The organism is Blastococcus sp. SYSU D00922 (assembly GCF_054050495.1).
Genome location: NZ_JBJGZL010000009.1, coordinates 25,861 through 46,846, shown reverse-complemented (window position 1 = coordinate 46,846; position 20,986 = coordinate 25,861). Strand labels below are relative to the sequence as shown.

Here is a 20,986-nt window from a genome sequence, read left to right as displayed (position 1 = left end):
ACAACCGGCATGACGCCGGTCCTCGCGGGTAGGGAGAGGTGCACCACTCCCCCTTCCTAGGAGCCCCGCCATGGCGCGCCACACCCTGTCCCGGTCCCTGCACGACCTCGGGCTGTCCGCCTGGTTCGGCGGCACGCTGGCCAACGCCGTCGCCCTCAACGCGGCGGCCGGCGAGGCCGGCACCGACTCGGCGACCGGTGCCGTGGCGAACGCCGGCTGGGACCGGTGGACGCCGGTGAACGCGGCAGCCATCGGCGCGCACCTCATCGGCAGCGTCGGCCAGCTCCGCGCGGACAAGGCGCGGGTGGCTGCCCAGCAGGGCGTCGCCGCCATGTCGACGCTCAAGACCCTGCTCACGGCCGCCGCGCTGGGCGCCACCGCGTACAGCCGCGTGCTGGGCCAGCGCGTGTCCGCCGCGGGTGCCGTGCCCTCGAAGTCGGGCACCAGGCCCAGCAAGCGCACGAAGGTGGCCAAGGCCGACGTCGCCGCCGCCCAGGAGCAGCTCGACCGGCTGCAGTGGGTGATCCCGGCGCTGACCGGAGCCCTCGTCGCCCTCAGCTCCTACGCCGGCGAGCAGCAGCGCCCCTCCGAGGTCGCCAAGGGCGTCAGCGCGCGCTGACGACTCCACGTCCGACCACTCCGCACGACCACACGGGGAAGGCCCATGACCACCCACCTCGCGCACGACAGCCGTCCGGCCACCCGGTCGGAGGGCGCCACCCGCTGCCCCGACTGCACCGACGGCCTCGGCAAGCCGCGTCCGGTCAAGCCCGGATCGTTCCGGGAGCGGATGCACGCCAACCCCAGCCTGCTGCTCCCGTGGCGGATCGCCGTCTTCGTCGCCGGCCTGCTCTTCGTCATGCTCGGCATCGCGCTCACCGCCCTCCCGGGGCCGCTGACCATCCCGCCGGTGCTCATCGGTCTCTGGATCTGGTCGAGCGAGTTCCAGTGGGCGGCCCGATTCTTCGCCGTCTTCAAGCGCAAGGCGCAGGACGCCTGGCGGCACGCGAAGCAGCACCCGGTCTCCTCCGCCGCCGTCACCGTGGGCGGCCTGGCCGCGGCCGGCGTCGCCTTCTGGGCGGTCGGGCACTTCCAGCTCGTCGACCACGCGAAGGTCGCGCTCGGCATCTGACCACCCGCGTCGCCACGTCGAGGGATCACTCCTTCTCGCACTCCTCGTGCCGTCGGCCGCAGTCCCGGGCATACCTCCGGGACAGCCGGGGCAGCCGGTCCCGGCCGGGGACGAGGGGGTGCCCATGGCTGCGCCGTACGGGCGGCCCGCCGGCAGCGCGGGCCACGACGAGACGCGCAAGGAACGGGTCGACCGCGAGCTCATGGAGCTGCTCAACGAGCTCCGGGTCGCGCTGCCCGGCGTGCAGTTCCTGTTCGCGTTCCTCCTGATCGTGCCGTTCCAGGAGGTGGCCGACGACATCACCGAGTTCCAGCGCGACGTCTACTTCGTCGCGCTGCTCTCGGCCGCCGTCGCCACCGCCCTCCTCATCGCACCGGCCGCGCAGCACCGGGTGCTGTTCCGGCAGGCGGACAAGGAGGCGCTGCTCCGGCGCAGCAACCGCACGGCGTTCGCCGGGCTCGTCGTGCTCGCCGTCGCGATCTCGTCCGCGCTGCTGCTCGTCACCGACGTGCTGTTCTCCCGCACCCAGGCCTGGGTGACGGCCGGCGTCGTGGCGGCGCTCCTGGCCTGGTGGTGGGTGGTCGCGCCGCTGTCCCAGCGGGCCCGCGACCAGCAGCGGGAGGACTGACCGCTCAGCGCTGGTGCGCCCGCACGGCCCACGCGACCGAGCGCGCCGAGTGCCGCAGCCCGGCCAGACCGCGGGGTGCGGGTGGACGCCCGATCGGCACGGGGACCGTCGCCAGCGCCGCCCCGGAACGGGTCACCGCGAGGGCCACGCTGGGCGCTCCGGCGTCCTGGACGGCGGCCAGCACCGCGTCGCGGACGTCCGCCGCCATGGCCAGGAACCGCCCGGCGCCGGCGGGCAACCCGGTCAGCCGGTGCCGCAGGCCGAGCAGCGGACGCGGGCAGCCGCCCGGGCGCGCGGCGAAGACGGCACCGACGTCGCCGCGAAGCAGCCGGTCGAGCAGCGCCGGGACCTCCTCCGGCGGGTCGCTCAACCCGGCGTCGAGGCAGACCCAGGCGTCGGCGCGGGGCTCGGCGGCGAGCCCGCGCACCAGCGCGTCGTCGCCACCCTCGCTGACCGTCAGCCCGCTGACGGCGATCCGCGGGCTCCCGGCCGCGAGCGCGCCCGCGACGGCGGTGCTCTCGTCGGTCGAGGCGTCGATGACCAGCCGGAGGTGCCAGTCGCGACCGGCCAGGGCTGCGGCGAGCCGGTCGGCGAGCGGCCGCAGCGTCCCGGCGTCCTCGCGCACGGGGACGACGACGGAGACCCGCGCCCCGGCGCCGTCCATGGCCACCCCCTGTTCCTGACCAGCTCAGCACAGCGGACCGACGCCGGGCCAGCCGTCTCCCGTCTGGCGGAAGTCGGGACGGTGAACCGCATGGGCTAGAACTGCTGCATGAGCACCCCCGCCGACCCGTTCCGCCTCCGCCGCGCCCGCTTCGCGGACCTCACCCCGTTCGAGGTCTACGCGCTGTGCCGGCTGCGGGTCGACGTCTTCGTCGTCGAGCAGGAGTGCCCCTACCCGGAGCTGGACGGCCGGGACACCGAGCCGGCGACCGAGCACCTGTGGCTCGAGTCCGGCGGCGAGGTCGCCGCGACGATCCGGGTGCTCGACGACGGCGCCACCCGGGCGATCGGCCGGGTGGCGACCGCGGCGGGCTTCCGCAGCCGGGGGCTGGCCGCGCGGTTGATGCACGAGGGCATCGCCCTGTGCGAGGGCTTCCCGATCACGCTCGGCGCCCAGGCCCACCTGCAGGGCTGGTACGAGCAGTTCGGGTTCCGGCTCAGCGGCCCCGGCTACGTGGAGGACGGCATCCCGCACGTGCCGATGCTGCGCGAGGCGGCATGAGCCCGGACGTCCCCGCCCGGCTGCGGGACGCCGCCGACCGGCTCGAGGCGCTGGTCGCCCGGACCACCGGCGGGGACTGGCGGCTCGCCGGCCTGCTCGCCACCCGGCCGGAGGTGGTCGCGCACGCGCCGGACGGCGGCACCGAGCACGTCGCCGAGGCGCGCGCCAGGACGGCCGAGTGGATCGCCGCCCTGTCCCCCGCCGTCGCCCCCGCCCTGGTGGCCTGGCTCCGGTCGGCCGGCGACGACGACCCGGCCGCCGCGCAGTTCGCCGGCATCCTGCTCGACCGGCTGCCCTGACGGCTCAGCCCTGCGGCCCCTTCCCCTGGCGGTCGACGATCCCGTCCGGCGTCGTGTCGATCAGGGCGAGCTCGAGCGGCTCCACGCCGGTCCCCGTGGCCCGCAGGACGCCCGCGCCGGGAGCCGGGGTGATCGACCCGAACCCGAGGCTGCGGATCCCGCTGCCGCCGCCGCCTTGGGCATCGACCTCCACCTCGTCGTAGGCGGGCGTGGCGTAGTGGACGAGGACCGACGGGTCGCCCGGGGAGCCGGTGATCAGGCAGGTGGCCCCTACGGCCAACCGGTCCACCGGAGTGCCCGCCGGGTGCGCCTGCATCCCGCACGTGCCACCGCTGCCGGATCCGTCGGCAGCCATGTCGGCCCAGGCGAGGCTCACCACGACCGCCCCGTTCGGCAGCGTCACCGCCAGCACGACGCCGTCCACGGCCTCGCCCGCGCCCGGGGGTTCGGGCACCGGCCCGGAGAAGAGCAGGTCCAGCCGCACCTCCTCCCGGGCCAGCCCGGTGTGCGCCAGGACGTCGCCCAGCGCCAGGTCGACCGCCTCGGGCACCGGTGGCGCGCTGTCGGGGTCGAGGGGCACCAGCACCGGCGGGTCCCACACCTCCTCGACGCCGAAGCTCACCGGCACGGGGCGGCTGTCGACCACGGCACCGCGGTGCAGCACCCGGACGATCCCCGGGCTCCCCGTGGCGTTGGGCAGGTCGACCGTCGTCACGGCCACGCCGTCCGGGGCCTCGACGGGGTGGAACTCGCGGCTGACCGAGCCGTCGACGCCCACCTCGACGCGCTCGGAGAGCTCGACGCCGTCACCCGGGGCCACCAGGACGACGAGCACGTCGCCGGGCGCGATGGTCGAGCTCGCGGAACTGGCGTCGTCGAGCACCTCGACGGCCCCCTGCGGCGCGAGCACGGCGGGGTCGGCGCCGACCGCGCCGCTGAACCACTGCCCCGTCACGTGGCCGTCGTCCGTCGGGCCGACCACGAGGGCGCGCCGGCTGCCCGGCACGTCGCCGAGGAAGGCGACCCGACGCCGGTCGGGGTCGGGCGCCCACTGGGGGTCCGACCACGGCAGCCCGCGCACCGCGGTGAGCGCGCCCTCGTCGCCCGCGAGCGATCCGCGCGTCGGCCAGTCGAGGACCGCGGCGGGCGCCGCGGCGACGTCCCGGTCCGGCGCCGCCCGGCCCGACGGCCACACCGACGGCACCACGACGGCGATCAGCACGAGGCAGGCGGCGACGGCGAGGAGGGCGACGCGCCGGCGCCGCTGAGTGCTGTGCTCTTCGACCACGGCGTCGACGGCCGCGTCGTCGTCCATCAGCGCCAGGCCGCCGCGGCCCGCGGCGGCGTGCAGCAGGTCGCGCAGGTCGTCCTCGTTCACGCCACACCTCCCGCCGGCCGGAGCGACGGGTCGGCGGCGAGCGCCTCCCGCAGCCGGGCCATCGCCCGGGACGACTGGGTCTTCACGGTGCCGACGGAGCAGCCGAGCAGCTCCGCCGTCTGCACCTCGGTCTGGTCCTCGTAGTAGCGGAGGACGACCACCGCGCGCATCCGCGGCGGCAGGGCGCGCAGGGCGTCGATCACGGCGGCGCTCCTCTCCGGGTAGCGGTCGTAGTGGGCCTGCTCGGGCACGGCGTCCATCACCTGCTCGGTCGACAGGAGCCGGCGGCGCCAGCTGGTCGCGGTGGTGACGAGGACGCGGCGGACGTACGCCGTCGGCTCGCCCCGGGCCTGGATGCGGTCCCAGTGCCGGTAGGTCTTCAGCAGCGCCGTCTGCACGAGGTCCTCGGCGTGGCCGCTGTCGCCCGTGAGCAGGTAGGCCGTCCGCAGCAGCGCGGCCCGCTGGCGCAGCACGAACTCGCGGAAGCCCGCCTCGCCCTCGATCCCCACCGCGCTCCTCTCCCCGTCTGCCTCTTCCACGCCGCGGGCGCCGCGGAAGGTTGACAGAGCCCCCGCCCACATCGATGAGACGTCTAACTCTTAGATGCCTAAGCTGGCCCCGTGACGCTCGACGAGGATTCCCTCAGCCTCCTGATCGGCCGCGTCGCCAAGGAGTTGAGCCGGTCGTTCGACGACGTGCTGGCGGCCGCGGGCGGCTCCTCCCCCACCTGGCAGGTGCTGCGCGCCCTCGACGCCGGCGACCACCGGACCCAGGCGGAGCTCGCGGCGGCGATCGGCGTCCGGCAGCCGACGCTCACCCACCACCTCGACGCCATGGAACGGGCCGGCCTGGTCACCCGGGACCGCGAGGACGGCAACCGCCGGGTCCAGCACGTCACAGTGACGGAAACCGGCCGGGCCCTGTTCCTGCGCCTGCGCCGGGCCGCGGCGTCCTTCGACGGGAGGTTGCGCGCCGGGCTCGGCGACGGCGACCTCGTCGAGCTCCGCCGACTGCTCGACCAGCTCCTGGAGAACAGCCGGCCGGACTGACCCTCTTGACGCCGATGCCCATCGGCTAGACCCTCTAGCCGCGGCTACGACCGCTAGCGTCGGATCGCGGGTGGCGCGGCGCCGCGCCGCGGTCATGGACGAGGCACTCGACCACGCGCTCGCGCTCATCGCCGAGGAGGGCGTCGGCGCGCTGAGCGTCTCGGAGGTCGCCCGCCGGATGGGCATCCGTGGGCCGTCGTTGTACAAGTACTTCCCGTCCCGGCACGCGGTCTACGACGCGCTGTTCGCGCGCGGTCTGGCTGCGGAGCAGGCGGCCGTGCGTGCCGCGGTCGACGGGTGTGGCCCGGGAGTCCCCACCGTCCGGGCGGGGGCCCGTGCCGTGGTGCGCTGGGCGGTCGAGAACCCCGCGCTCGCGCAGCTGCTGCACTGGCGAGCTGTCCCCGGGTACGAGCCCTCCCCCACCGTCTTCGAGCGGTCCGTCACGGACATGACCGACCTGCGCGCCGAGTTCGCCGAGGCGGTCCGGCTCGGCCAGCTCCGGACCGAGGCCGACTCCGACGACGCCGTCCGCCTCTACACCGTCGTCCTCAGCGGCCTGATCTCGCAGCAGCTGGCCAACCAGCCCGGCGTCCCCTTCGCCGACGGCGTCTTCAGCCGGCTCACCGACACCGCGATCGACCAGTTCCTCTCCGCCTACGCCAGCTGAGGAGTCGCCGTGCAGACGCTCGACCGCGACGAGGTGAGCACCGTCGTCGCCGCTCCCGCCATCGAGGTCTACGCCCTCGTGTCCGACGTGACGCGCACGCCCGAGTTCAGCCCCGAAGTCCTCGCCTGCCACTGGCTCGACGGCGCCACCGGTCCCGCGATCGGCGCGCGGTTCGAGGCGGTCAACCGGGCGGCCGGCGGGCGGACCTGGCGGAACCGCCCGGTCGTCACGGTGGCCGAGCCCGGGCGCGAGTTCGCGTTCACGCGCACCGCGCCGCTGGCCGGCACGATCGCGTGGCGTTACCGCTTCGAGCCCGCCGATGGCGGCACGCGCGTGGTGGAGAGCTACGAGGTGCAGCGGCCGGTGATCCGGCTGGGCTGGCTGGTGATCGAGAAGGTCTTCCGGGGAGGCGACCGCCGCGAGGCCCTGCACGCCGGCATGCGGACGACGCTCGAGCGCCTGCGCGCGGCCGCGGAGGAGCGCACCGCTTCCACCGACCCGCCTCCGAGGGCACGCTGACCGGCATGCGCGAGGCATTCGCCCACGACGCCGTCGTCGTCCTGGAGGACGGCGGTGACGAGCGCGCCCCGGGGGCGGCGATCACCGTGGCGCTGTGCGGCAGCGTCTCCCACGAGCCGCCCTGCCCGCTGGCGCCGCACCACACGCGCGCCCACCGGGTCGGCGGCGAGCTCGCCCTGCGCATCCTCTTCGCCGCCGAGCCCGCCGACGAGCAGCGGGTCCGCCGGCTGCTCGAGGACGCGCTCGCCCGTGGCTGGGGGGACACGCCCGACGGGCGGACGTGCTGGGACCTGGTCGATTCCTTCCCCTCCCCCGTCGACGCCGGTGAGCAGTCCCACGCGCGCCGGCTCGTGCGGAGCTGAGGTCAGGGAGCGAGCCGCCGGGCGCAGGCGGCCGCGCGGTCCAGCAGCAGGGTCCGCTCCCGCTCGTTGCGGGTGAGCGACGCGGCGGTCTCGAACTCCTGGCGCGCCTCGTCCAGCCGGCCCAGCTGCTCGAGCAGGTCCCCGCGCACCGTCGGGAGCAGGTGGTACCCGCGCAGCGCCGGCTCGTCGGCGAGCGCGTCGGCCATCTCCAGCCCGGCGGCCGCGCCGTACGCCCGCGACACCGCGACCGCGCGGTTGAGCTGGACCACCGGGGACTTCGTCAGCTCGGCCAGCGCCTCGTACAGCGCGGCGATCCGCGCCCAGTCGGTGTCCTCGACCGTCGCCGCCCGCGCGTGGCAGGCGGCGATGGCGGCCTGCAGCGCGTACGGGCCGAGCGCGGTGCCGGACTCCTCCGCGCGCTCCAGGGCGGCCAGCCCGTGCTTGATCAGCACCCGGTCCCAGCGGCTGCGGTCCTGGTCGGTGAGCGTGACGGCCTCTCCCCCGGGCCCGACCCGCGCCGCCAGCCGCGAGGCCTGGATCTCCATGAGGGCGACCAGGCCGTGGACCTCGGGCTCACCGGGCACCAGGCCCGCCAGGATGCGGCCCAGCCGCATCGCCTCCTGGCACAGCGACGGCCGGATCCAGTCCTCGCCCGCCGTCGCCGAGTAGCCCTCGTTGAAGACCAGGTAGAGCACCTCGAGCACCGACTCGATCCGGGCGGTGAACTCGGGTCCCGACGGCGTCTCGAACGGGACGTGCGCGGCGCTGAGCGTGCGCTTGGCCCGCACGATCCGCTGCGCCAGCGTCTTCTCCGGGACGAGGAACGCCCGGGCGATCTCGTCGGTGGTCAGACCGCCGACCAGCCGCAGCGTCAGCGCCACCCGCGCCTCGCGGGAGAGCACCGGGTGGCAGGCGATGAAGATCAGCCGCAGGACGTCGTCCTCGACCGTCTCGTCGAGCGCCGCCGCCCAGTCGGGCTCCTCGGCCTCGTCCAGCTCGCGGCCGAGCTGCTCGGTCTTGCGCCGCAGCGTGTCCGCCCGGCGGAACGTGTCGATGGCCCGGTGCTTGGCCGTGGCCATGAGCCACGCCCCGGGCTTGGCGGGGACGCCGCTCTCCGGCCACTGCTCCAGCGCGGCCACCAGGGCGTCCTGGGCCAGCTCCTCCGCCAGCCCGACGTCACCGGTGACGCGGGTCAGGGCACCGACTATCTTCGCGGACTCCATGCGCCAGACGGCGTCGACGACCTTGTGCAGGTCCGTCGACGCCGCCTGGGCCGGAGGCGTGCTCACGCGTCGCGCTGGGCGGCGGTCGCCTCGCGGAGCTGGTTCTCCTTCTCCTGCAGCTCGGGGGTGAAGGCCTCACCGAAGTCCTCGGCCACCGAGAACTGGCGGATCTCCAGCTCACCGCCGCGGAACGGCGCCTTCTTCGCCCACTCGATCGCCTCCTCGCGGGAGGAGACCTCGAAGACCCAGTAGCCGGAGACCAGCTCCTTGGTCTCGGTGAACGGCCCGTCGATGACGGTCGCGTTGCCGTCCTTGTCGAACTGCACCCGGGCGCCGTGCTTGCTGGGGCGCAGGCCGTCGCCGTCGAGCATGATGCCGGCCTTGACCAGCTCCTCGTTGTAGGCGCCCATCGCCTCGAGCAGCTCGGTGCTGGGCAGCGCGCCCCGCTCGCTGTCCTCGGTCGCCTTGACGATCACCATGAAACGCATCGCGGTATCTCCCTGTCGGTCGAACGGAGGCCGGTCCTGCCGACCGGCTCGAACCCCGTTCTGCTGACACGTCGAACGGCGCTCGCCGGAATCGACACGTCCCGCGAGGATTTTTTCACCACGCCCACCCGGAGACGGCGAACGCCCCGCCGGACGGGTCCGGCGGGGCGCTCGTGAGCGGCGGAGAGCGCGGTCAGACGCCCGCGGCGCAGTAGATCGTGCCCGGGTCGGTGACCAGGTCGCCGATCCACAGGGCAGCCTCGGTGGCCGGGAAGTCGACGCAGATGTCCTCCACGGACGCGGCCTCGAACTCGTCGTAGGTCATCTCCTGCTCGTCGATGCCGACGACCTTGAACTCCGCCTCGTCGGACTTGCAGTCGGCGCTCTCGAACTCGGTGTCGCTGACCATGCGGACGCAGTCGCCCACCTCGGGGTCACCGGCACCGAACAGGCCCAGGGCCCCGACGCCGACGATGCCGGCGGCGACGATCGGCCCGCCGATCTTCAGCCACTTCTTGCCACCGCTCTGCTGCGGCTCGGTGTACGCACCGGTCGGAGCGGCACCCTGCGGCGGCGCCCAGGCACCGCCGGGGGGCCCGGGCTGCGGGGCCGGAGCGGCGGGGTCGGACGGGTAGGTCACGGGTGCTCCTGGGAGTTCGCTGGGTGGGGTGCGGATCGCGGACGATCATCACCGACCGGTCCGTCCACCAGGGGGTACGCCGGCGACGAACCGGTAACGAACTGTTCCCGTCGTCCCACCGGCCCCGGGCGCCGCGCCCGAGTGGGCGGTGAGCGGGCGGGTAGGGACGCCGTCATGAGCGACGACGGGGCGACGGGCGGATTCGCGGAGCGGCTGGGCGCGCGGGCGGAGGTCGCCGAGGACGGGTCCGCCCGGGTCGCGTTCACCGCGCGCGACGAGCACCTCAACCAGGCCGGCACCCTGCACGGCGGCGTGCTGGCCACGCTGGTCGACACGGCGATGGGGGCCGCGGTGCGCTCCGCCGTCGGCGAGGGCGACGTCCCGGCCACCAGCCAGCTGACCGTCACCTACCTGCGGCCCGGGAAGCCCGGCGACCTCACCGTCACGGCTCGGGTCCGCACCCGCGGCGAGCACCTGACCGTCACCGAGGCCGACGTCGAGCAGGACGGGAAGAGCCTCGTCCACGCCGTCGCGACGTTCGCCCTCCTGCACCCGTGACGTGTCGGTCGGCGCGAGCGGGCACCATCGGACCCATGACGACAGCGACCTGGAACGGGACCGTCCTCGCCGAGTCCGACGACATCGTGACCGTCGAGGGCAACGCCTACTTCCCGCGCGACGCCGTGCGGGACGACGTGCTGCGCCCGTCGGACACCCACACCGTCTGCCCGTGGAAGGGCACCGCGTCCTACTTCCACGTCGAGGTCGACGGGCAGGTCAACCGCGATGCCGCCTGGTTCTACCCGACCCCGAAGGACGCGGCGGCGGAGATCACCGGCCGGGTCGCCTTCTGGCGGGGTGTCGAGGTCCGCTGAGTCAGCGCGGGCGGGCGCCGGCGAGCTCGCGCGCCGCCTCGGCGGCGTCGGCGTCGAGCTGCTCGGCGATCGCCTCCTGGAAGGCGTCGTAGGCCGCGTCGGGCGTGGTGCCCAGCGCCGTGCCGATCTCGGCCCAGTCGGCGCCTCCCCGCAGGGCCGCGCGGATGCCGATGAGCTGGCTGTCGTGCGCCTTGCGCGACACCACCTCGCCGAGGGCGAGCAGTTCGAGGGCCTCGTAGGTGTCGAGCGAGGTGTCGATGTCCTTGAGGGAGGTCGCCCAGTCGTCCTGCGCCTGATCCTGCACGGTGTTCAGGGAGGTGTCGCCGCTGTCGCGACGGCTCAGGAAGTCCAGGCGGGTGGCGGCCGTCGGGAGCGAGAACTCCGCCTCGAGGGCCTCGGGGGTGATGCTCATGCCCCGAGACTTCCCCGTCGGCGCGGGCGGGCCAAACTCCTCCGGGGCGTGACACCGGATACCTCGCCGCTGCTGGCGGGGCGCTACGGAGCGCGGGCGGCCGGACACGCGGAAGGCCCGCACCCTCAGAGGGAGGGGCGGGCCTTCGGCGTCAGCGGGGTCAGCTGGTGACGCCCACGGCCTCCTTGGCCAGGGCGGCCAGCTGGGTCTGCGCGGCGCTGGCCACGTTGGAGCGGTTCTTGTGGGTCTCCTCGTAGCGGATCACCACGTTGATGTCGTGCGGCGTCTTCAGGCCCTTGATGGCCTTGACGGCGTCGCCGACCGACAGGTTGTCGTAGTTCTTGATCGGCAGCTCGTCGGACGAGACGTCACCGAGCTCCTCGCGGGCGGACCGGGCGGCCTTGGCGGCGTCCTTGTTGCCCTCGCGGTTGGCGACCTGCTCGGCGCGGCGCAGGGTGGCGCTCCGGCCGGCGGTCAGGGTCTCGCGGACGGCCTCGGTCAGCGCGTGCGCCCGGTCGGTCACCGCGGCGAAGCGGTCGGAGGTCTCCTCGCCGGCGCTCTTCACCGAGTCGACGGCGTTGTTGACCGTGTTGGCCCAGAAGCGGACGGGGGCGTTGACGGCCCGCGCCACACCACCGGCGACCTTCTGCACCGGGGTCGGCACCAGGGCGGCCGGGCCACCCAGGGCCTCCTCGGCCAGGACGACGGTCAGCCACTCGACGGTGGCCTTGTGGGCGTCGATCAGCTTCTCGGCGAGCCGGCGGACGTCGGCCTTGCCGGCCTGGTCGGCGAGCACCTTCACGTAGGTCGCGCGGTCGAGCAACTGGTGCTCGAGCTGCAGGTCGGTCAGCAGCGCCTCCTCGACGGGGGCGGCCTGCTCGAACGTGGCCTTGATGACGGCGGACAGCCGGCCGACGGTCGGGGTGACGACGTCGGGTACGCCGCCGAGGGCGCGCAGCTGCTCGGTGATCTCGAGCGAGCGGGCCGCGGCGTTGTCGGCGTTCTGCGTCAGCTCCCGGCGCACCGCGTCCGTGCGGGCCTGCGAGATGCGGGTGCGTGCGACCTGCTCCTCGGTCTGCGTGAGCAGGACGAGGGCGCGCAACTGGTTGATGAGCGTGGCGTTGGTGTCGGTCATGACGAAGGAACAACTCCAAGGATTCGGGGATGACCTGACACGTCCTCCATGCCCCCTTCACCCGCAGTGCTAACTCCTGCAAGCGGATTGCTAGCAGTGAGCCTCGTCACTCGCTCGCCGTCGCCGCGCTCGCCAGGGCGGGGGAACGGGGCTCCAGCAGGCCGCGCGAGCCCCCATATCCCCGCCCTCGCGGACGTCAGGCGGCCGGCGGGCGGTACTCGTCGGCGATGCCGAGGATCCGGCCCAGCGCCAGGAGCTCGGACTCGAACATCGGGGCGGCGTCCTCCAGCGCGAACCGCAGGTGGCCGAACACCTCCATGCAGACCATCCCGTAGAGCCGGATCCAGCAGGACAGGAAGACGTGCACGACGCCGAGCGGCAGCGCGACGGGCAGCTTGGCGCACCACTCGGTCAGCTGCACCCGCAGCGCCGGCTCGAGGTCCTCCTCGTCGGGCACCGGGAAGCCCTGCTCCAGGTAGACGCGCGAGATCAGCTCCGCGAACACGCCGCCGAAGCGCCGGCTGGCGACCTGGGGCGGGTGGTCGCCGGGGCCGTGCAGGTCCGCGGCGGGGATGACCCCCTGGCCCGCACTGCCGAACAGCAGGCCGAACTCGGCGTGGTGGGTCGTCGCCCACGCGCGGAAGGCCCGGGCCGCCGACATCAGCTGGACGCCGGGGGTCGCCGGCTCGGCCGCGTCGCGGACCTGCTCCAGGTGGTCGCTGAGCTCGTCGTAGAGGTCGGCGACGACGTGCTCGACGAGGTCCTCGCGGCTGTGGAAGTAGCGGTACAGGGCGGGTGCCGTCATGCCCATCTCGCGCGCGACGGCCCGCAGCGCCAGGCCGTCGACCCCCTGCTCGACCAGCACCTTCCGCGCCTTCTCCTTGATCTCGCGCACGGTGTCGGCACGCAGGCGGTCGCGGCGGCTCACCGGCTCCATCGGCAGTTCGCTCATCGTTCCTCGCGATTCCCCTTGACAGCGGTGAACACCGTTAGCAGAGTGACCACCGTTCGCTAACACCGTTCACCCCGGACCCGACGCTAGCACTGGAGACGCCATGTTCGAGGCCCTCGGGCGAGTGATGTACCGCCGTCGTCGCTGGGTGGTCGCCCTCTCCCTCGCGTTCGTCGCCTTCGCAGGCGTGTGGGGCACGGGCGTGTTCGGCGCGATGACCGGCGGCGGCTTCGAGGACCCCGACAGCGAGAGCACGCTCGCCGGCGAGGTGGCCGACCGCGAGTTGGGCCGTGGCGGCGGCGACGTCGTCGTCCTCTACTCGAGCGACGGGATGACCGTCGACGACCCGGCCTACGCGAGCGCGGTCGAGGAGAGCCTCGCCGCCCTGCCGGACGCCGTCGTCGAGGAGACCGTGACCTTCTTCGGAACCGGCGCGCCGCAGCTGGTGAGCGACGACCGCACGTCCACCTACGCCCTGCTGACGCTCGCGGGCGACGAGGACCAGCGCACCGACGGCCTCGAGCTGATCGAGGACGACCTGACCGCCGACGGTCTGGAGACGCAGATCGGGGGCGGGACGACGATCAACCGCGACATCAACGAGCGGGTGAGCGCCGACATCGCGCGGGCCGAGACCATCTCGATGCCGATCCTCGCGGTGCTGCTGGTCATCATCTTCGGCAGCTTCGCGGCGGCCGGGCTGCCGCTGGCGATCGGCGTGGTCGCGATCCTCGGCTCGTTCGCGGCGCTGCGCGGGTTCTCGATGGTCACCGACGTCTCGATCTTCGCGGTCAACGTCGTCACCATCACCGGCCTGGGTCTGGCGATCGACTACGGCCTGTTCATGGTCAGCCGGTTCCGCGAGGAGATCCGCCGCCAGCCCGACACCCAGACGGCCCTGGCGCGCACGATGGCCACCGCCGGCCGCACCGTCGCCGTCTCCGGCGTCACCGTGGCGATCTCGCTCGCCGGGCTGCTGATCTTCCCGCAGGTGTTCCTCCGCTCCATGGGCTTCGGCGGGATGAGCGCCGTCCTCATCGCGATGGTCGCCGCGCTCACCCTGCTGCCGGCGCTGCTGGCGATGCTCGGCCCGAAGGTCGACGCGCTGTCGGTGCGGCCGTGGCTGCGCCGGGTCTTCGGCCGCCGGGAGCGGGTCGTCGACGACGAGCACGGTGCGTGGGCGCGGATCGCGCACGTCGTGATGCGGCGCCCGGTCGTGTTCACCGTCGTCGTCACGGCCGTGCTGGTGACGCTCGCCCTGCCGTTCCTCCGGGTCCAGTTCGGCGGCATCGACGAGCGGGCCCTGCCCGCGGGCACCGAGAGCCGGGTGGTGTCCGAGACGCTGAAGTCGGACTTCCCGACCAGCGAGCGCGGACCGATCGACGCGATCGTGACCCTGCCCGACGCCGTCGACTCCCCCGCCGGCGGCGCGGCGCTGCAGGCCTACGTCGACGACGTGGCCGCGGTGCCCGGCGTCGAGGGCGCGACGGTGGCCGACGCGGCGGGGAACACCGCCCGGGTCGACATCGCCTACGCCGGCGACCCGCTGTCGACCGACGCCCGGGACCTGGTCGGCGAGATCCGCGCCGTCCCGGCCCCCGACGGCGGCGAGGCGCTGGTCGGCGGGCAGACCGCGGTGCTCGCCGACCTGCTCGACAGCCTGGGGTCGCTGCTGCCGTGGATGGCGCTGTTCGTGGTGGCGACGACGTTCGTGCTGCTGTTCCTGGCCTTCGGCTCGGTGGTGCTGCCGGTCAAGGCCGTGGTGATGAACGTGCTGTCGCTGGGCGCCTCGTTCGGCGCGCTGGTCTGGATCTTCCAGGACGGCAACCTGAGCGGGTTCCTCGACTTCACGCCCACCGGCTTCGTGGAGGCGACCCAGCCGATCCTGGTGCTGGCCATCGTGTTCGGGCTGTCGATGGACTACGAGGTGTTCCTGATGTCGCGGATCCGGGAGCAGTACGACCTGACCGGCGACAACACGACGGCGGTGGCGACGGGCCTCCAGCGGACCGGCGGCATCATCACCAGCGCGGCGCTGCTGCTGCTCGTGGTGATCGGCGCCTTCTCGCTGTCGGGGATCACCTTCATCAAGATGATCGGCGTCGCGATGCTGATCGCGATCGTCATCGACGCGACCGTCGTCCGGATCCTGCTCGTGCCGGCCACCATGCGGCTGCTCGGCCGGGCCAACTGGTGGGCGCCCGGACCGCTGGGCCGGCTCTACGCCCGCTACGGGATCCGCGAGTCCGACGGCGACCCGGTGGTGGAGCGCCGGGAGCCCGAGCTCGCCGGCACGCACTGACCGACCTCTGGGGACTTCCTGTACCGGAAGTCCCCGGAGGCGGCGGGGTCAGACGGTCGCGGGCGCCTCGTTCTCGACCGACAGGCGCGGGTTCACCCGGAACCGGAGGACCGGCTGAGTGTCGTCGTCCATGAGGTGGCGCGGCGCCAGGCGCACCCGGCGGACGGGCAGCGGCGACGGCGGCAGCAGCTTGCCGCAGCCGACGCAGTACCGGCCGCGCTGCTCGACGGCGTTGCAGTGCGTGCACGTCATGGTGCCTCCTCGAACTCGACGTCCCCCGCGGGCGTTCGACGGGGACAGTGGCAGGTCGGGACGACGGATCTGGACACTTCTCGTCCCGTGGGACGACCTGTAATCCGACCGTCACCTACCTCGAGATCCCGGCCACAGCCTGCCCATACGTCACCCGCCGAGGACGTCGTCCCGCAGCCGGTCGAGGAAGGGCACCTGCCCCTTCAGCAGCTTCGACCGCGCCTCGTCCAGGCCGAACCAGGCGGCCCGGTCGATCTCGGGGAACTCCTGGAGCCGGCCCGATCGCGGCGGCCACTCGAGCGAGAAGGTGTTGCTCCGGGTCGCGGTGGCGTCGAGGTCGCCCTCGGCGGCCCAGACCGCGAGCACCTTGCTGCTGGTCACCTTCGCCGATCCCAGCGGCACCAGGACGTCGGCGGGCACCGGCGAGCCGAGCTCCTCCTCGAACTCGCGGCGCGCGACGGCCAGGGGCTCCTCGTCCGCGTCGTGCTCGCCCTTGGGGATCGACCAGGCCCCGTCGTCCTTCCTCGCCCAGAACGGCCCGCCCATGTGCCCGAGCAGGACCTCGGGTCCTGCGTCTCGCACCCGGTACAGCAGGATCCCCGCGCTCGTCCTCGGCACGGCACCTGCTTACCGCACCGCCACGCGGCCGACAGGGTGCGCGGATGCGTCGTTCCGGGCGGTGGAACGGCGCATCGGCGCACCCCGTCGGTTCAGACGAGCGTGGTCCGGGTCTGGCCGAGGCTCTGCCAGTAGGCATTCAGTGCGTTGTTGGTCTGCACGAACCAGACGAACGGGCCCACCAGGATGAAGATCCCGGGGAAGAACCAGAGTGCGGTGAGCGCCGACACCGGCTTCTCCTGGCCGCGCCGCTCGTACAGCTGACCGACCTCGTGGCTGAGGAAGAACGGCGACACCAGGCCGAAGACGATCGCGATGATCAGCGCCAGCACGCCGCCGAGGCCCTCGCCGCTGTGCCGCTTCATCTCCTCCTGGGTCTGGAAGTAGTAGACGAAGCCCCAGATCCCGAGGGTCACGAAGAACAGCAGCATGATCATCCCGGTCGGGCGGATCTGACCGACCGGACCCTGGGGCTGGCCGTACTGCGCGTACCCGGGCACCGAGGGCATCGGCTGCGGGTAGCCGCCGTACCCCGGCGGCGGGTAGCCGGGTGCCGCGGAGCCCGGTGCCCCGTACCCGGGGGGCGGCGGCGGAGGCGCGTACCCGTACGGACCGCTCTCGGACGGCTGGCCGGCATCCGGCGGAGGCGGCGGCGAACCCTGCGGCGTGGTCATGAGCTGCTCCTCTCGGCAGCGAGCCATCGTCCTCCGCCGCACCGATTCCGGGAGCCCCTTCGCGCGCGAGGTGCTAGACCTCGGGGATGACCCGGTGGCGCCGGCCGGCCGCGGCGGTGCTCGCCGGGGGTCTGCTGCTGGCGCTGGCCGGCTGCCCGGTGGGCGACCCCGACCGCTCCCCCGAGCCGTCGGCCGCGGACCTCGGGCCGGCGCGCCCCACCGATCCCTCCACGGACCTGCCTCCCTACACCGGACCGCCCGCCGACGGGCCGCCCAGCGCCGGGCCGCTCGCGCGGGTGCGCGCCGCCGTCGACCTGACCTCGGCGACGCCCGGCACGTTCGCGCGCGTCGTAGCGGCGGTGGCCGCACCCGACGGCGGCGCGTTCGCGCTGCTCAGCCCGGTCGACCGGACCCTGCCGCAGACGCTGGTCAGCCTGCGCGGCGACGCCGTCGCGGGCACCGTGCCGCTCCCCCGCGTCGACGACGTCTGGGGCATGCACCTCCTCGACGACGGCACCGTGGTGGTCACCGGACGGCTGCCGGGCGAGGGCTACGGCCTGCGGGTGGTCGACCCGGTGACGGGAGCCGTGCGCACTACGGTCGTCCTCTCCGCCGGCGACGACGTCCGCTCCTCGACCGGCGGCTCCGCCCTGGGCACGCAGTCGCGGCTGTTCCTGCTCCTGAGCGTCACCACCGACGGCGGCGTCCGCGAGGCGCTGCTGGCTGTGGACGTGGCCACCGGTCGCGTGCTGGCCGAGCGGGACCTGGACGAGGACGTCGCCGCCGTCTCGGCCCACCCGGTCGGCGACCAGCTGGCCGGCCTCCTCCCCCGGCCCGCCGGCGGGGTCACCGTGGTCTTCGACGCCTCGCCGACGGAGGTCCCGGAGGACCGCATCCCCACCCTGGCGCGCTACGACGCGGACCTCCAGCCGGCGGGCCGGGCGGCGCGCGCGACGGATCTGTCCGAGGGCGCCGAGACGCAGTCGGTCGCCGGCGCGGCGGACGGCACGGTGTTCCTGCTCGCAGCGGTCGACGAGGGGTCGTGGCTGCTCGCCGTGCCCGACGGCGGCGGCGCCGGTCCCCTGCTCGCCCAGCTCGACGACCGCGTGTACGGCTACGCGCTGGTCGTGGAGCCGGCGCAGGTGTGGGCAGGGCTGCCCTCGCCGGTCGGTGTCCGCCCGGTCGACCTCACCACCGGCGAGGCGCTGCGGCCCGTCGGCTTCGGGTGCTTCCGGAAGCTCGACGTCCGGGCCCTCTACCCGGCGGCCACCGGAGCGCTGGCCATCGGCGAGTGCGACAGCCCGCGCGAGGACACCCAGATGCTGTGGTTCCTCGAGCCGTGAGCGCTCAGCGCCCCGACCACCGCGGCGCGCGCTTCTCCAGGTAGGCGGCGATGCCTTCTTTGCGGTCCTCGCTCAGGTACGGGTTCGGGCCGACGTCCAGGCGCAGCGCCTGCCACAGCGGGAGCTCGAGCCCCTTCACGGCGGTCTCCTTCATCCTGCGGACGCTGATCGGGGCGTTGGCGGCGATCCGCTCGGCCAGCTGCATCGCCATCGGCAGGACGTCGTCGGTGAGCCGGTTGACCAGGCCCCACCGCTCCGCGTCCTCGCTGGTGACGTACTCGCCGGTCAGCAGCATCTCCAGGGCGATGCCCATGGGGATGCGTTTGGGCAGGACGACGGACCCGAAGTTGGCGCCCATCCCGATCGCGGCCTCGGGCAGGCCGAGCTTGATGCCCGGCGCCGCCACCCGCAGGTCGCAGGCGAGCGCGAGCTCGAAGCCGCCGGCGACCGCGGCGCCCTGCAGCGCGGCGACGATCGGGACCGGCGTCTCGGTGACCACCTCGAACAACGAGCGCCAGGGCCGGTCCATCGGCGGGCGGAAGCGCTCGCCGCGCTGGTCGCGCTCGCGGATCTCCTTGAGGTCGAAGCCGGCGCAGAAGGCCGGCCCGTTGCCGGTGAGGACGATCGCGCGCACCTCGTCGTCCTCACCGGAGCGCAGCAGCTCCTCGACCAGGTCGGCCTGCAGCGGGGAGGAGAGCGCGTTGCGGCGCTCGGGCCGGTCGAGGGTCAGCACGCGGACGTGACCGCGGGTCTCGACGATCAGTCCGGACTCGTGGCGGAAGGGCTCGCTCATCCCTGCAACCTCACCGGTGGACGGCGGGACGGCAAGTTCCGCGGTCAGCGCGCCCCGGCGCTCCGCCAGTAGCCGTTGAGCGCCCGGTTGGTCAGCACGAACCAGATCACCGGCCCGACGAGCAGGAAGATGCCAGGGAAGACCCAGAGGCCGGTGAGCGCGGTGACCGGCGCCCGCTGCCCCCGCCGCTCGTACAGCCGGCCCACCTCGTGGCTGAGCAGGAACGGCGAGGCGAGCCAGAAGAAGAGCGCCAGCACGAGGGCGAGCACGCCGCCGATGCCGTCACCGGTGTGCCGCTTCATCTCCTCGTGCGTCTGGAAGAAGTAGACGTAGCCCCAGATGCCGAGGGTGACGACGAACAGCAGCATCTGCAGGCCGGTGCCACGGACCTCGCCGAGCGCTCCGCGGCGCGGCACGACCGGCCACTGCACGACCGGCCACTGCGGCGGTGCGGGCGGGCGGTACACGGATTGCGGTGCGGGGAGGTCGGTGAACAGCCGGTCGAGGTCCCCGTAGGTCACCGCGGCGAAGGCCTGCGCGACCCGCCGGTCGTACTCGGCGTCGTCGAGACGGCCCTCGGCCCAGGCGGCGCCGATCCGCTGCGCGGCAGCCTGCCGTTCGGCGTCGGAGACCCGGATGTGGTGTGCCGCCGTCATGCCGCCCCCTCGCTGGAGGACCGCATCGTCGCACGGGGGCGGCCCTTGCGGAACGCCTTCGGCACGTTCTCCCGGGGTCAGCGCAGACGCGCCGCCATGAGGTCCTGCGGCGAGGTCGGGCGCAGGTCGTCGAAGAAGTCGGGCAGTCCGAGGCCGCCCGCCGCCGTCTTGAGCTGGCGCAGCTCCGCCGTGGTGAGGATGGGGTTCTCCAGGGCGGTGGCCCGCAGGTGGCCGAGGAACCGGCGGTGCAGGGTCAGCACCTGCTCGGCGCCGATGCCGGCGGAGGCGGCCAGCCGCGCCAGCAGCTGCCCCTCCCCGCCGAGGATCCGGCCGTCGGTGAGCGCCGAGGCGACGGCGTCGACGTAGCGCTGCGCGTCGGCGTACGGCGCGTCGACGACCGCGCGCGGCAGGCCGGCGACCATCGAGGCGATCCAGCCGCCGCCGGCCCGCGGCTCGCCGGAGCGCGTCCTCGGCGCCGCCTCGGTGGCCAGTTCCGGCATCGGGCGGAGGCCGGTCAGGAAGCGCGGCGGCTCGCCGTGCGCGGCCAGCAGGTTCGGCAGCAGGGCGGCCACGAGCCGGGCGTCGGTGAGGGCGGTGGGGGCATCGGCGACGGGCAGGCCGACCACGCGGGCGAGGGTGTCCAGCCGCTGGTTCGGGGCGCGCAGCGTGCGCCGGGCCAGCCACAGGGAGCACAGCGCCGGGTTCAGCGGCAGCGCGATCCCGATGCGGGCGAACTCGGCGGCGAGGAAGCGCTCCACGAACGCCGCGTTGTGGGCGACGACGACGGCGCCGTCCAGCCGGTCCAGCAGGTCGCCGGCGATGTCGCCGAACACCGGGGCGTCGAGCACCTCGCTGTTGGAGATCCCGTGCACGAAGAGCGGGCCGACGTCCCGGCCGGGGTCGAGCAGGGTGACGTACTCGTCCTCGATCCGGCCGTCGGCGTCGACGCGGACGACCGCGATCTCGACGATCCGGTCGCCCTTGGCCGGCGACAGGCCGGTGGTCTCGATCGAGACGATGGCGAACGGCGCGTCGACGGGGAAGCCGGGACCGTCGCCGCCGTACTGGAACAGCCGGCCGCGCATGCCCGGCTCGGCGAAGGGGACGGGGCCCTCGGGCTCGGCGACGTCGACGGGACGGCGGGGCGTGGGGATCGCGGGGTTCGCACCGCGCACCGGCGCCGCGCCCTGGCGGCGGCGCGCCGCCCGGCGGCCGGACGCCCGCACGGCCAGGAACAGCGCCAGCAGCAGCACGAGCCCGGCGACGGCAGATCCACCGACCAGGACCTCGATCGGGACCCCGAACATCTCACCCTCCCCTGATGACCTCGCGACGAGGCAATCGGCAGCATCGGGGCTGGGCGG

Annotated in this window: 28 protein-coding genes; 13 read left to right on the top strand and 15 right to left on the bottom strand. The window is 74.1% G+C overall.

What is annotated here, in order from left to right:
• Window positions 1-70: 70 nt before the first annotated feature.
• From ACI78T_RS14115 to ACI78T_RS14105, 3 genes are all read left to right on the top strand, one after another.
• Window positions 71-619: a hypothetical protein gene (locus ACI78T_RS14115; protein WP_456558740.1), complete on the top strand. Its 549-nt coding sequence runs from the start codon at window positions 71-73 to the stop codon at window positions 617-619.
• A 45-nt stretch (window positions 620-664) separates the two neighbouring features.
• Window positions 665-1,132, top strand: coding sequence for a PGPGW domain-containing protein (locus ACI78T_RS14110; RefSeq protein WP_456558739.1), 468 nt, complete (start codon window positions 665-667; stop codon window positions 1,130-1,132).
• 124 nt (window positions 1,133-1,256) lie between these two features.
• The gene (locus tag ACI78T_RS14105) at window positions 1,257-1,760 is read left to right on the top strand and encodes a DUF6328 family protein (RefSeq protein ID WP_456558738.1); all 504 of its coding nucleotides are present in this window, start codon (window positions 1,257-1,259) and stop codon (window positions 1,758-1,760) included.
• Between the two features lie 4 nt (window positions 1,761-1,764).
• Here the strand turns inward: ACI78T_RS14105 and ACI78T_RS14100 are convergent, their stop codons facing one another.
• Window positions 1,765-2,424 carry a glycosyltransferase family 2 protein gene (locus tag ACI78T_RS14100; RefSeq protein ID WP_456558849.1) on the bottom strand — a complete coding sequence of 220 codons (660 nt, stop codon included), beginning with the start codon at window positions 2,422-2,424 and terminating at the stop codon, window positions 1,765-1,767.
• 108 nt (window positions 2,425-2,532) lie between these two features.
• Here ACI78T_RS14100 and ACI78T_RS14095 point away from each other — a divergent pair, with 108 nt between their 5' ends.
• Window positions 2,533-2,985: a GNAT family N-acetyltransferase gene (locus ACI78T_RS14095; RefSeq protein ID WP_456558737.1), complete on the top strand. Its 453-nt coding sequence runs from the start codon at window positions 2,533-2,535 to the stop codon at window positions 2,983-2,985.
• Window positions 2,982-3,284, top strand: coding sequence for a hypothetical protein (locus ACI78T_RS14090; protein ID WP_456558736.1), 303 nt, complete (start codon window positions 2,982-2,984; stop codon window positions 3,282-3,284). Before ACI78T_RS14095 ends, ACI78T_RS14090 begins: the two co-directional genes overlap by 4 nt.
• 4 nt (window positions 3,285-3,288) lie before the next feature.
• Here ACI78T_RS14090 and ACI78T_RS14085 read toward each other — a convergent pair whose 3' ends face one another.
• Both ACI78T_RS14085 and ACI78T_RS14080 read right to left on the bottom strand, forming a co-directional pair.
• Window positions 3,289-4,662, bottom strand: coding sequence for a hypothetical protein (locus tag ACI78T_RS14085; RefSeq protein ID WP_456558735.1), 1,374 nt, complete (start codon window positions 4,660-4,662; stop codon window positions 3,289-3,291).
• A complete protein-coding gene (locus ACI78T_RS14080) occupies window positions 4,659-5,171 on the bottom strand; it encodes a SigE family RNA polymerase sigma factor (protein ID WP_456558734.1) in 513 nt (170 codons plus the stop codon). The genes ACI78T_RS14085 and ACI78T_RS14080 overlap by 4 nt, the downstream gene beginning before the upstream one ends.
• A gap of 111 nt (window positions 5,172-5,282) precedes the next feature.
• On the opposite strand from ACI78T_RS14080, the gene ACI78T_RS14075 reads away from it, so the two are divergent.
• The 4 genes from ACI78T_RS14075 to ACI78T_RS14060 all read left to right on the top strand — a co-directional run bounded on the left by ACI78T_RS14075 (window position 5,283) and on the right by ACI78T_RS14060 (window position 7,259).
• On the top strand, window positions 5,283-5,711 hold the full coding sequence (locus ACI78T_RS14075) for a MarR family winged helix-turn-helix transcriptional regulator (RefSeq protein ID WP_456558733.1): 429 nt from the start codon (window positions 5,283-5,285) through the stop codon (window positions 5,709-5,711).
• A gap of 70 nt (window positions 5,712-5,781) precedes the next feature.
• Complete coding sequence (locus ACI78T_RS14070; RefSeq protein ID WP_456558732.1) at window positions 5,782-6,378, top strand: TetR/AcrR family transcriptional regulator; 597 nt, start codon at window positions 5,782-5,784, stop codon at window positions 6,376-6,378.
• A gap of 9 nt (window positions 6,379-6,387) precedes the next feature.
• Window positions 6,388-6,897, top strand: a complete 510-nt coding sequence (locus ACI78T_RS14065) for an SRPBCC family protein (RefSeq protein ID WP_456558731.1) — start codon at window positions 6,388-6,390, stop codon at window positions 6,895-6,897.
• A 5-nt stretch (window positions 6,898-6,902) separates the two neighbouring features.
• Entirely contained in the window at window positions 6,903-7,259 is a 357-nt protein-coding gene (locus ACI78T_RS14060; RefSeq protein ID WP_456558730.1) for a hypothetical protein, read from the top strand.
• A 2-nt stretch (window positions 7,260-7,261) separates the two neighbouring features.
• On the opposite strand, the gene ACI78T_RS14055 is transcribed toward ACI78T_RS14060, so the two are convergent.
• The 3 genes from ACI78T_RS14055 to ACI78T_RS14045 all read right to left on the bottom strand — a co-directional run bounded on the left by ACI78T_RS14055 (window position 7,262) and on the right by ACI78T_RS14045 (window position 9,610).
• Window positions 7,262-8,548, bottom strand: a complete 1,287-nt coding sequence (locus ACI78T_RS14055; protein WP_456558729.1) for an RNA polymerase sigma factor — start codon at window positions 8,546-8,548, stop codon at window positions 7,262-7,264.
• Window positions 8,545-8,970, bottom strand: coding sequence for a YciI family protein (locus tag ACI78T_RS14050; protein ID WP_456558728.1), 426 nt, complete (start codon window positions 8,968-8,970; stop codon window positions 8,545-8,547). The genes ACI78T_RS14055 and ACI78T_RS14050 overlap by 4 nt, the downstream gene beginning before the upstream one ends.
• A 193-nt stretch (window positions 8,971-9,163) precedes the next feature.
• Window positions 9,164-9,610, bottom strand: a complete 447-nt coding sequence (locus tag ACI78T_RS14045; RefSeq protein WP_456558727.1) for a hypothetical protein — start codon at window positions 9,608-9,610, stop codon at window positions 9,164-9,166.
• A gap of 174 nt (window positions 9,611-9,784) precedes the next feature.
• On the opposite strand from ACI78T_RS14045, the gene ACI78T_RS14040 reads away from it, so the two are divergent.
• Both ACI78T_RS14040 and ACI78T_RS14035 read left to right on the top strand, forming a co-directional pair.
• Window positions 9,785-10,168: a PaaI family thioesterase gene (locus ACI78T_RS14040; RefSeq protein WP_456558726.1), complete on the top strand. Its 384-nt coding sequence runs from the start codon at window positions 9,785-9,787 to the stop codon at window positions 10,166-10,168.
• A 35-nt stretch (window positions 10,169-10,203) separates the two neighbouring features.
• Window positions 10,204-10,485 (top strand): DUF427 domain-containing protein, encoded by a 282-nt coding sequence (locus ACI78T_RS14035; protein WP_456558725.1) that lies wholly within the window; start codon window positions 10,204-10,206, stop codon window positions 10,483-10,485.
• Between the two features lies 1 nt (window position 10,486).
• Here ACI78T_RS14035 and ACI78T_RS14030 read toward each other — a convergent pair whose 3' ends face one another.
• The 3 genes from ACI78T_RS14030 to ACI78T_RS14020 form a co-directional block, all read right to left on the bottom strand.
• Complete coding sequence (locus ACI78T_RS14030) at window positions 10,487-10,897, bottom strand: hypothetical protein (RefSeq protein WP_456558724.1); 411 nt, start codon at window positions 10,895-10,897, stop codon at window positions 10,487-10,489.
• Between the two features lie 160 nt (window positions 10,898-11,057).
• Window positions 11,058-12,032, bottom strand: a complete 975-nt coding sequence (locus ACI78T_RS14025) for a ferritin-like domain-containing protein (protein ID WP_456558723.1) — start codon at window positions 12,030-12,032, stop codon at window positions 11,058-11,060.
• A 196-nt stretch (window positions 12,033-12,228) separates the two neighbouring features.
• A complete protein-coding gene (locus tag ACI78T_RS14020; RefSeq protein ID WP_456558722.1) occupies window positions 12,229-12,984 on the bottom strand; it encodes a TetR/AcrR family transcriptional regulator in 756 nt (251 codons plus the stop codon).
• 103 nt (window positions 12,985-13,087) lie between these two features.
• Between ACI78T_RS14020 and ACI78T_RS14015 the strand changes: the two genes are divergently transcribed.
• A complete protein-coding gene (locus ACI78T_RS14015) occupies window positions 13,088-15,286 on the top strand; it encodes an MMPL family transporter (protein ID WP_456558721.1) in 2,199 nt (732 codons plus the stop codon).
• A gap of 48 nt (window positions 15,287-15,334) precedes the next feature.
• On the opposite strand, the gene ACI78T_RS14010 is transcribed toward ACI78T_RS14015, so the two are convergent.
• The 3 genes from ACI78T_RS14010 to ACI78T_RS14000 form a co-directional block, all read right to left on the bottom strand.
• Complete coding sequence (locus ACI78T_RS14010) at window positions 15,335-15,538, bottom strand: hypothetical protein (RefSeq protein ID WP_456558720.1); 204 nt, start codon at window positions 15,536-15,538, stop codon at window positions 15,335-15,337.
• 150 nt (window positions 15,539-15,688) lie between these two features.
• Window positions 15,689-16,156: an NUDIX domain-containing protein gene (locus ACI78T_RS14005; protein WP_456558719.1), complete on the bottom strand. Its 468-nt coding sequence runs from the start codon at window positions 16,154-16,156 to the stop codon at window positions 15,689-15,691.
• 92 nt (window positions 16,157-16,248) lie between these two features.
• A complete protein-coding gene (locus ACI78T_RS14000; RefSeq protein ID WP_456558718.1) occupies window positions 16,249-16,830 on the bottom strand; it encodes a DUF4234 domain-containing protein in 582 nt (193 codons plus the stop codon).
• A gap of 86 nt (window positions 16,831-16,916) precedes the next feature.
• Between ACI78T_RS14000 and ACI78T_RS13995 the strand changes: the two genes are divergently transcribed.
• A complete protein-coding gene (locus ACI78T_RS13995) occupies window positions 16,917-18,173 on the top strand; it encodes a hypothetical protein (RefSeq protein ID WP_456558717.1) in 1,257 nt (418 codons plus the stop codon).
• 4 nt (window positions 18,174-18,177) lie between these two features.
• On the opposite strand, the gene ACI78T_RS13990 is transcribed toward ACI78T_RS13995, so the two are convergent.
• The 3 genes from ACI78T_RS13990 to ACI78T_RS13980 form a co-directional block, all read right to left on the bottom strand.
• The gene (locus tag ACI78T_RS13990; RefSeq protein ID WP_456558716.1) at window positions 18,178-18,966 is read right to left on the bottom strand and encodes an enoyl-CoA hydratase/isomerase family protein; all 789 of its coding nucleotides are present in this window, start codon (window positions 18,964-18,966) and stop codon (window positions 18,178-18,180) included.
• 44 nt (window positions 18,967-19,010) lie between these two features.
• Window positions 19,011-19,622, bottom strand: a complete 612-nt coding sequence (locus tag ACI78T_RS13985) for a DUF1707 domain-containing protein (RefSeq protein WP_456558715.1) — start codon at window positions 19,620-19,622, stop codon at window positions 19,011-19,013.
• Between the two features lie 77 nt (window positions 19,623-19,699).
• On the bottom strand, window positions 19,700-20,929 hold the full coding sequence (locus tag ACI78T_RS13980) for a 3'-5' exonuclease (RefSeq protein ID WP_456558714.1): 1,230 nt from the start codon (window positions 20,927-20,929) through the stop codon (window positions 19,700-19,702).
• Window positions 20,930-20,986: the final 57 nt, after the last annotated feature.

Coding starts and splice junctions, on each gene's coding strand:
- ACI78T_RS14115 (WP_456558740.1), top strand. CDS start 71: ATGGCGCGCCACACCCTGTCCCGGTCCCTGCACGACCTCGGGCTGTCC.
- ACI78T_RS14110 (WP_456558739.1), top strand. CDS start 665: ATGACCACCCACCTCGCGCACGACAGCCGTCCGGCCACCCGGTCGGAG.
- ACI78T_RS14105 (WP_456558738.1), top strand. CDS start 1,257: ATGGCTGCGCCGTACGGGCGGCCCGCCGGCAGCGCGGGCCACGACGAG.
- ACI78T_RS14100 (WP_456558849.1), bottom strand. CDS start 2,424: ATGGACGGCGCCGGGGCGCGGGTCTCCGTCGTCGTCCCCGTGCGCGAG.
- ACI78T_RS14095 (WP_456558737.1), top strand. CDS start 2,533: ATGAGCACCCCCGCCGACCCGTTCCGCCTCCGCCGCGCCCGCTTCGCG.
- ACI78T_RS14090 (WP_456558736.1), top strand. CDS start 2,982: ATGAGCCCGGACGTCCCCGCCCGGCTGCGGGACGCCGCCGACCGGCTC.
- ACI78T_RS14060 (WP_456558730.1), top strand. CDS start 6,903: ATGCGCGAGGCATTCGCCCACGACGCCGTCGTCGTCCTGGAGGACGGC.
- ACI78T_RS14050 (WP_456558728.1), bottom strand. CDS start 8,970: ATGCGTTTCATGGTGATCGTCAAGGCGACCGAGGACAGCGAGCGGGGC.
- ACI78T_RS14040 (WP_456558726.1), top strand. CDS start 9,785: ATGAGCGACGACGGGGCGACGGGCGGATTCGCGGAGCGGCTGGGCGCG.
- ACI78T_RS14035 (WP_456558725.1), top strand. CDS start 10,204: ATGACGACAGCGACCTGGAACGGGACCGTCCTCGCCGAGTCCGACGAC.
- ACI78T_RS14030 (WP_456558724.1), bottom strand. CDS start 10,897: ATGAGCATCACCCCCGAGGCCCTCGAGGCGGAGTTCTCGCTCCCGACG.
- ACI78T_RS14025 (WP_456558723.1), bottom strand. CDS start 12,032: ATGACCGACACCAACGCCACGCTCATCAACCAGTTGCGCGCCCTCGTC.
- ACI78T_RS14020 (WP_456558722.1), bottom strand. CDS start 12,984: ATGAGCGAACTGCCGATGGAGCCGGTGAGCCGCCGCGACCGCCTGCGT.
- ACI78T_RS14015 (WP_456558721.1), top strand. CDS start 13,088: ATGTTCGAGGCCCTCGGGCGAGTGATGTACCGCCGTCGTCGCTGGGTG.
- ACI78T_RS14010 (WP_456558720.1), bottom strand. CDS start 15,538: ATGACGTGCACGCACTGCAACGCCGTCGAGCAGCGCGGCCGGTACTGC.
- ACI78T_RS14000 (WP_456558718.1), bottom strand. CDS start 16,830: ATGACCACGCCGCAGGGTTCGCCGCCGCCTCCGCCGGATGCCGGCCAG.
- ACI78T_RS13995 (WP_456558717.1), top strand. CDS start 16,917: ATGACCCGGTGGCGCCGGCCGGCCGCGGCGGTGCTCGCCGGGGGTCTG.
- ACI78T_RS13990 (WP_456558716.1), bottom strand. CDS start 18,966: ATGAGCGAGCCCTTCCGCCACGAGTCCGGACTGATCGTCGAGACCCGC.
- ACI78T_RS13985 (WP_456558715.1), bottom strand. CDS start 19,622: ATGACGGCGGCACACCACATCCGGGTCTCCGACGCCGAACGGCAGGCT.
- ACI78T_RS13980 (WP_456558714.1), bottom strand. CDS start 20,929: ATGTTCGGGGTCCCGATCGAGGTCCTGGTCGGTGGATCTGCCGTCGCC.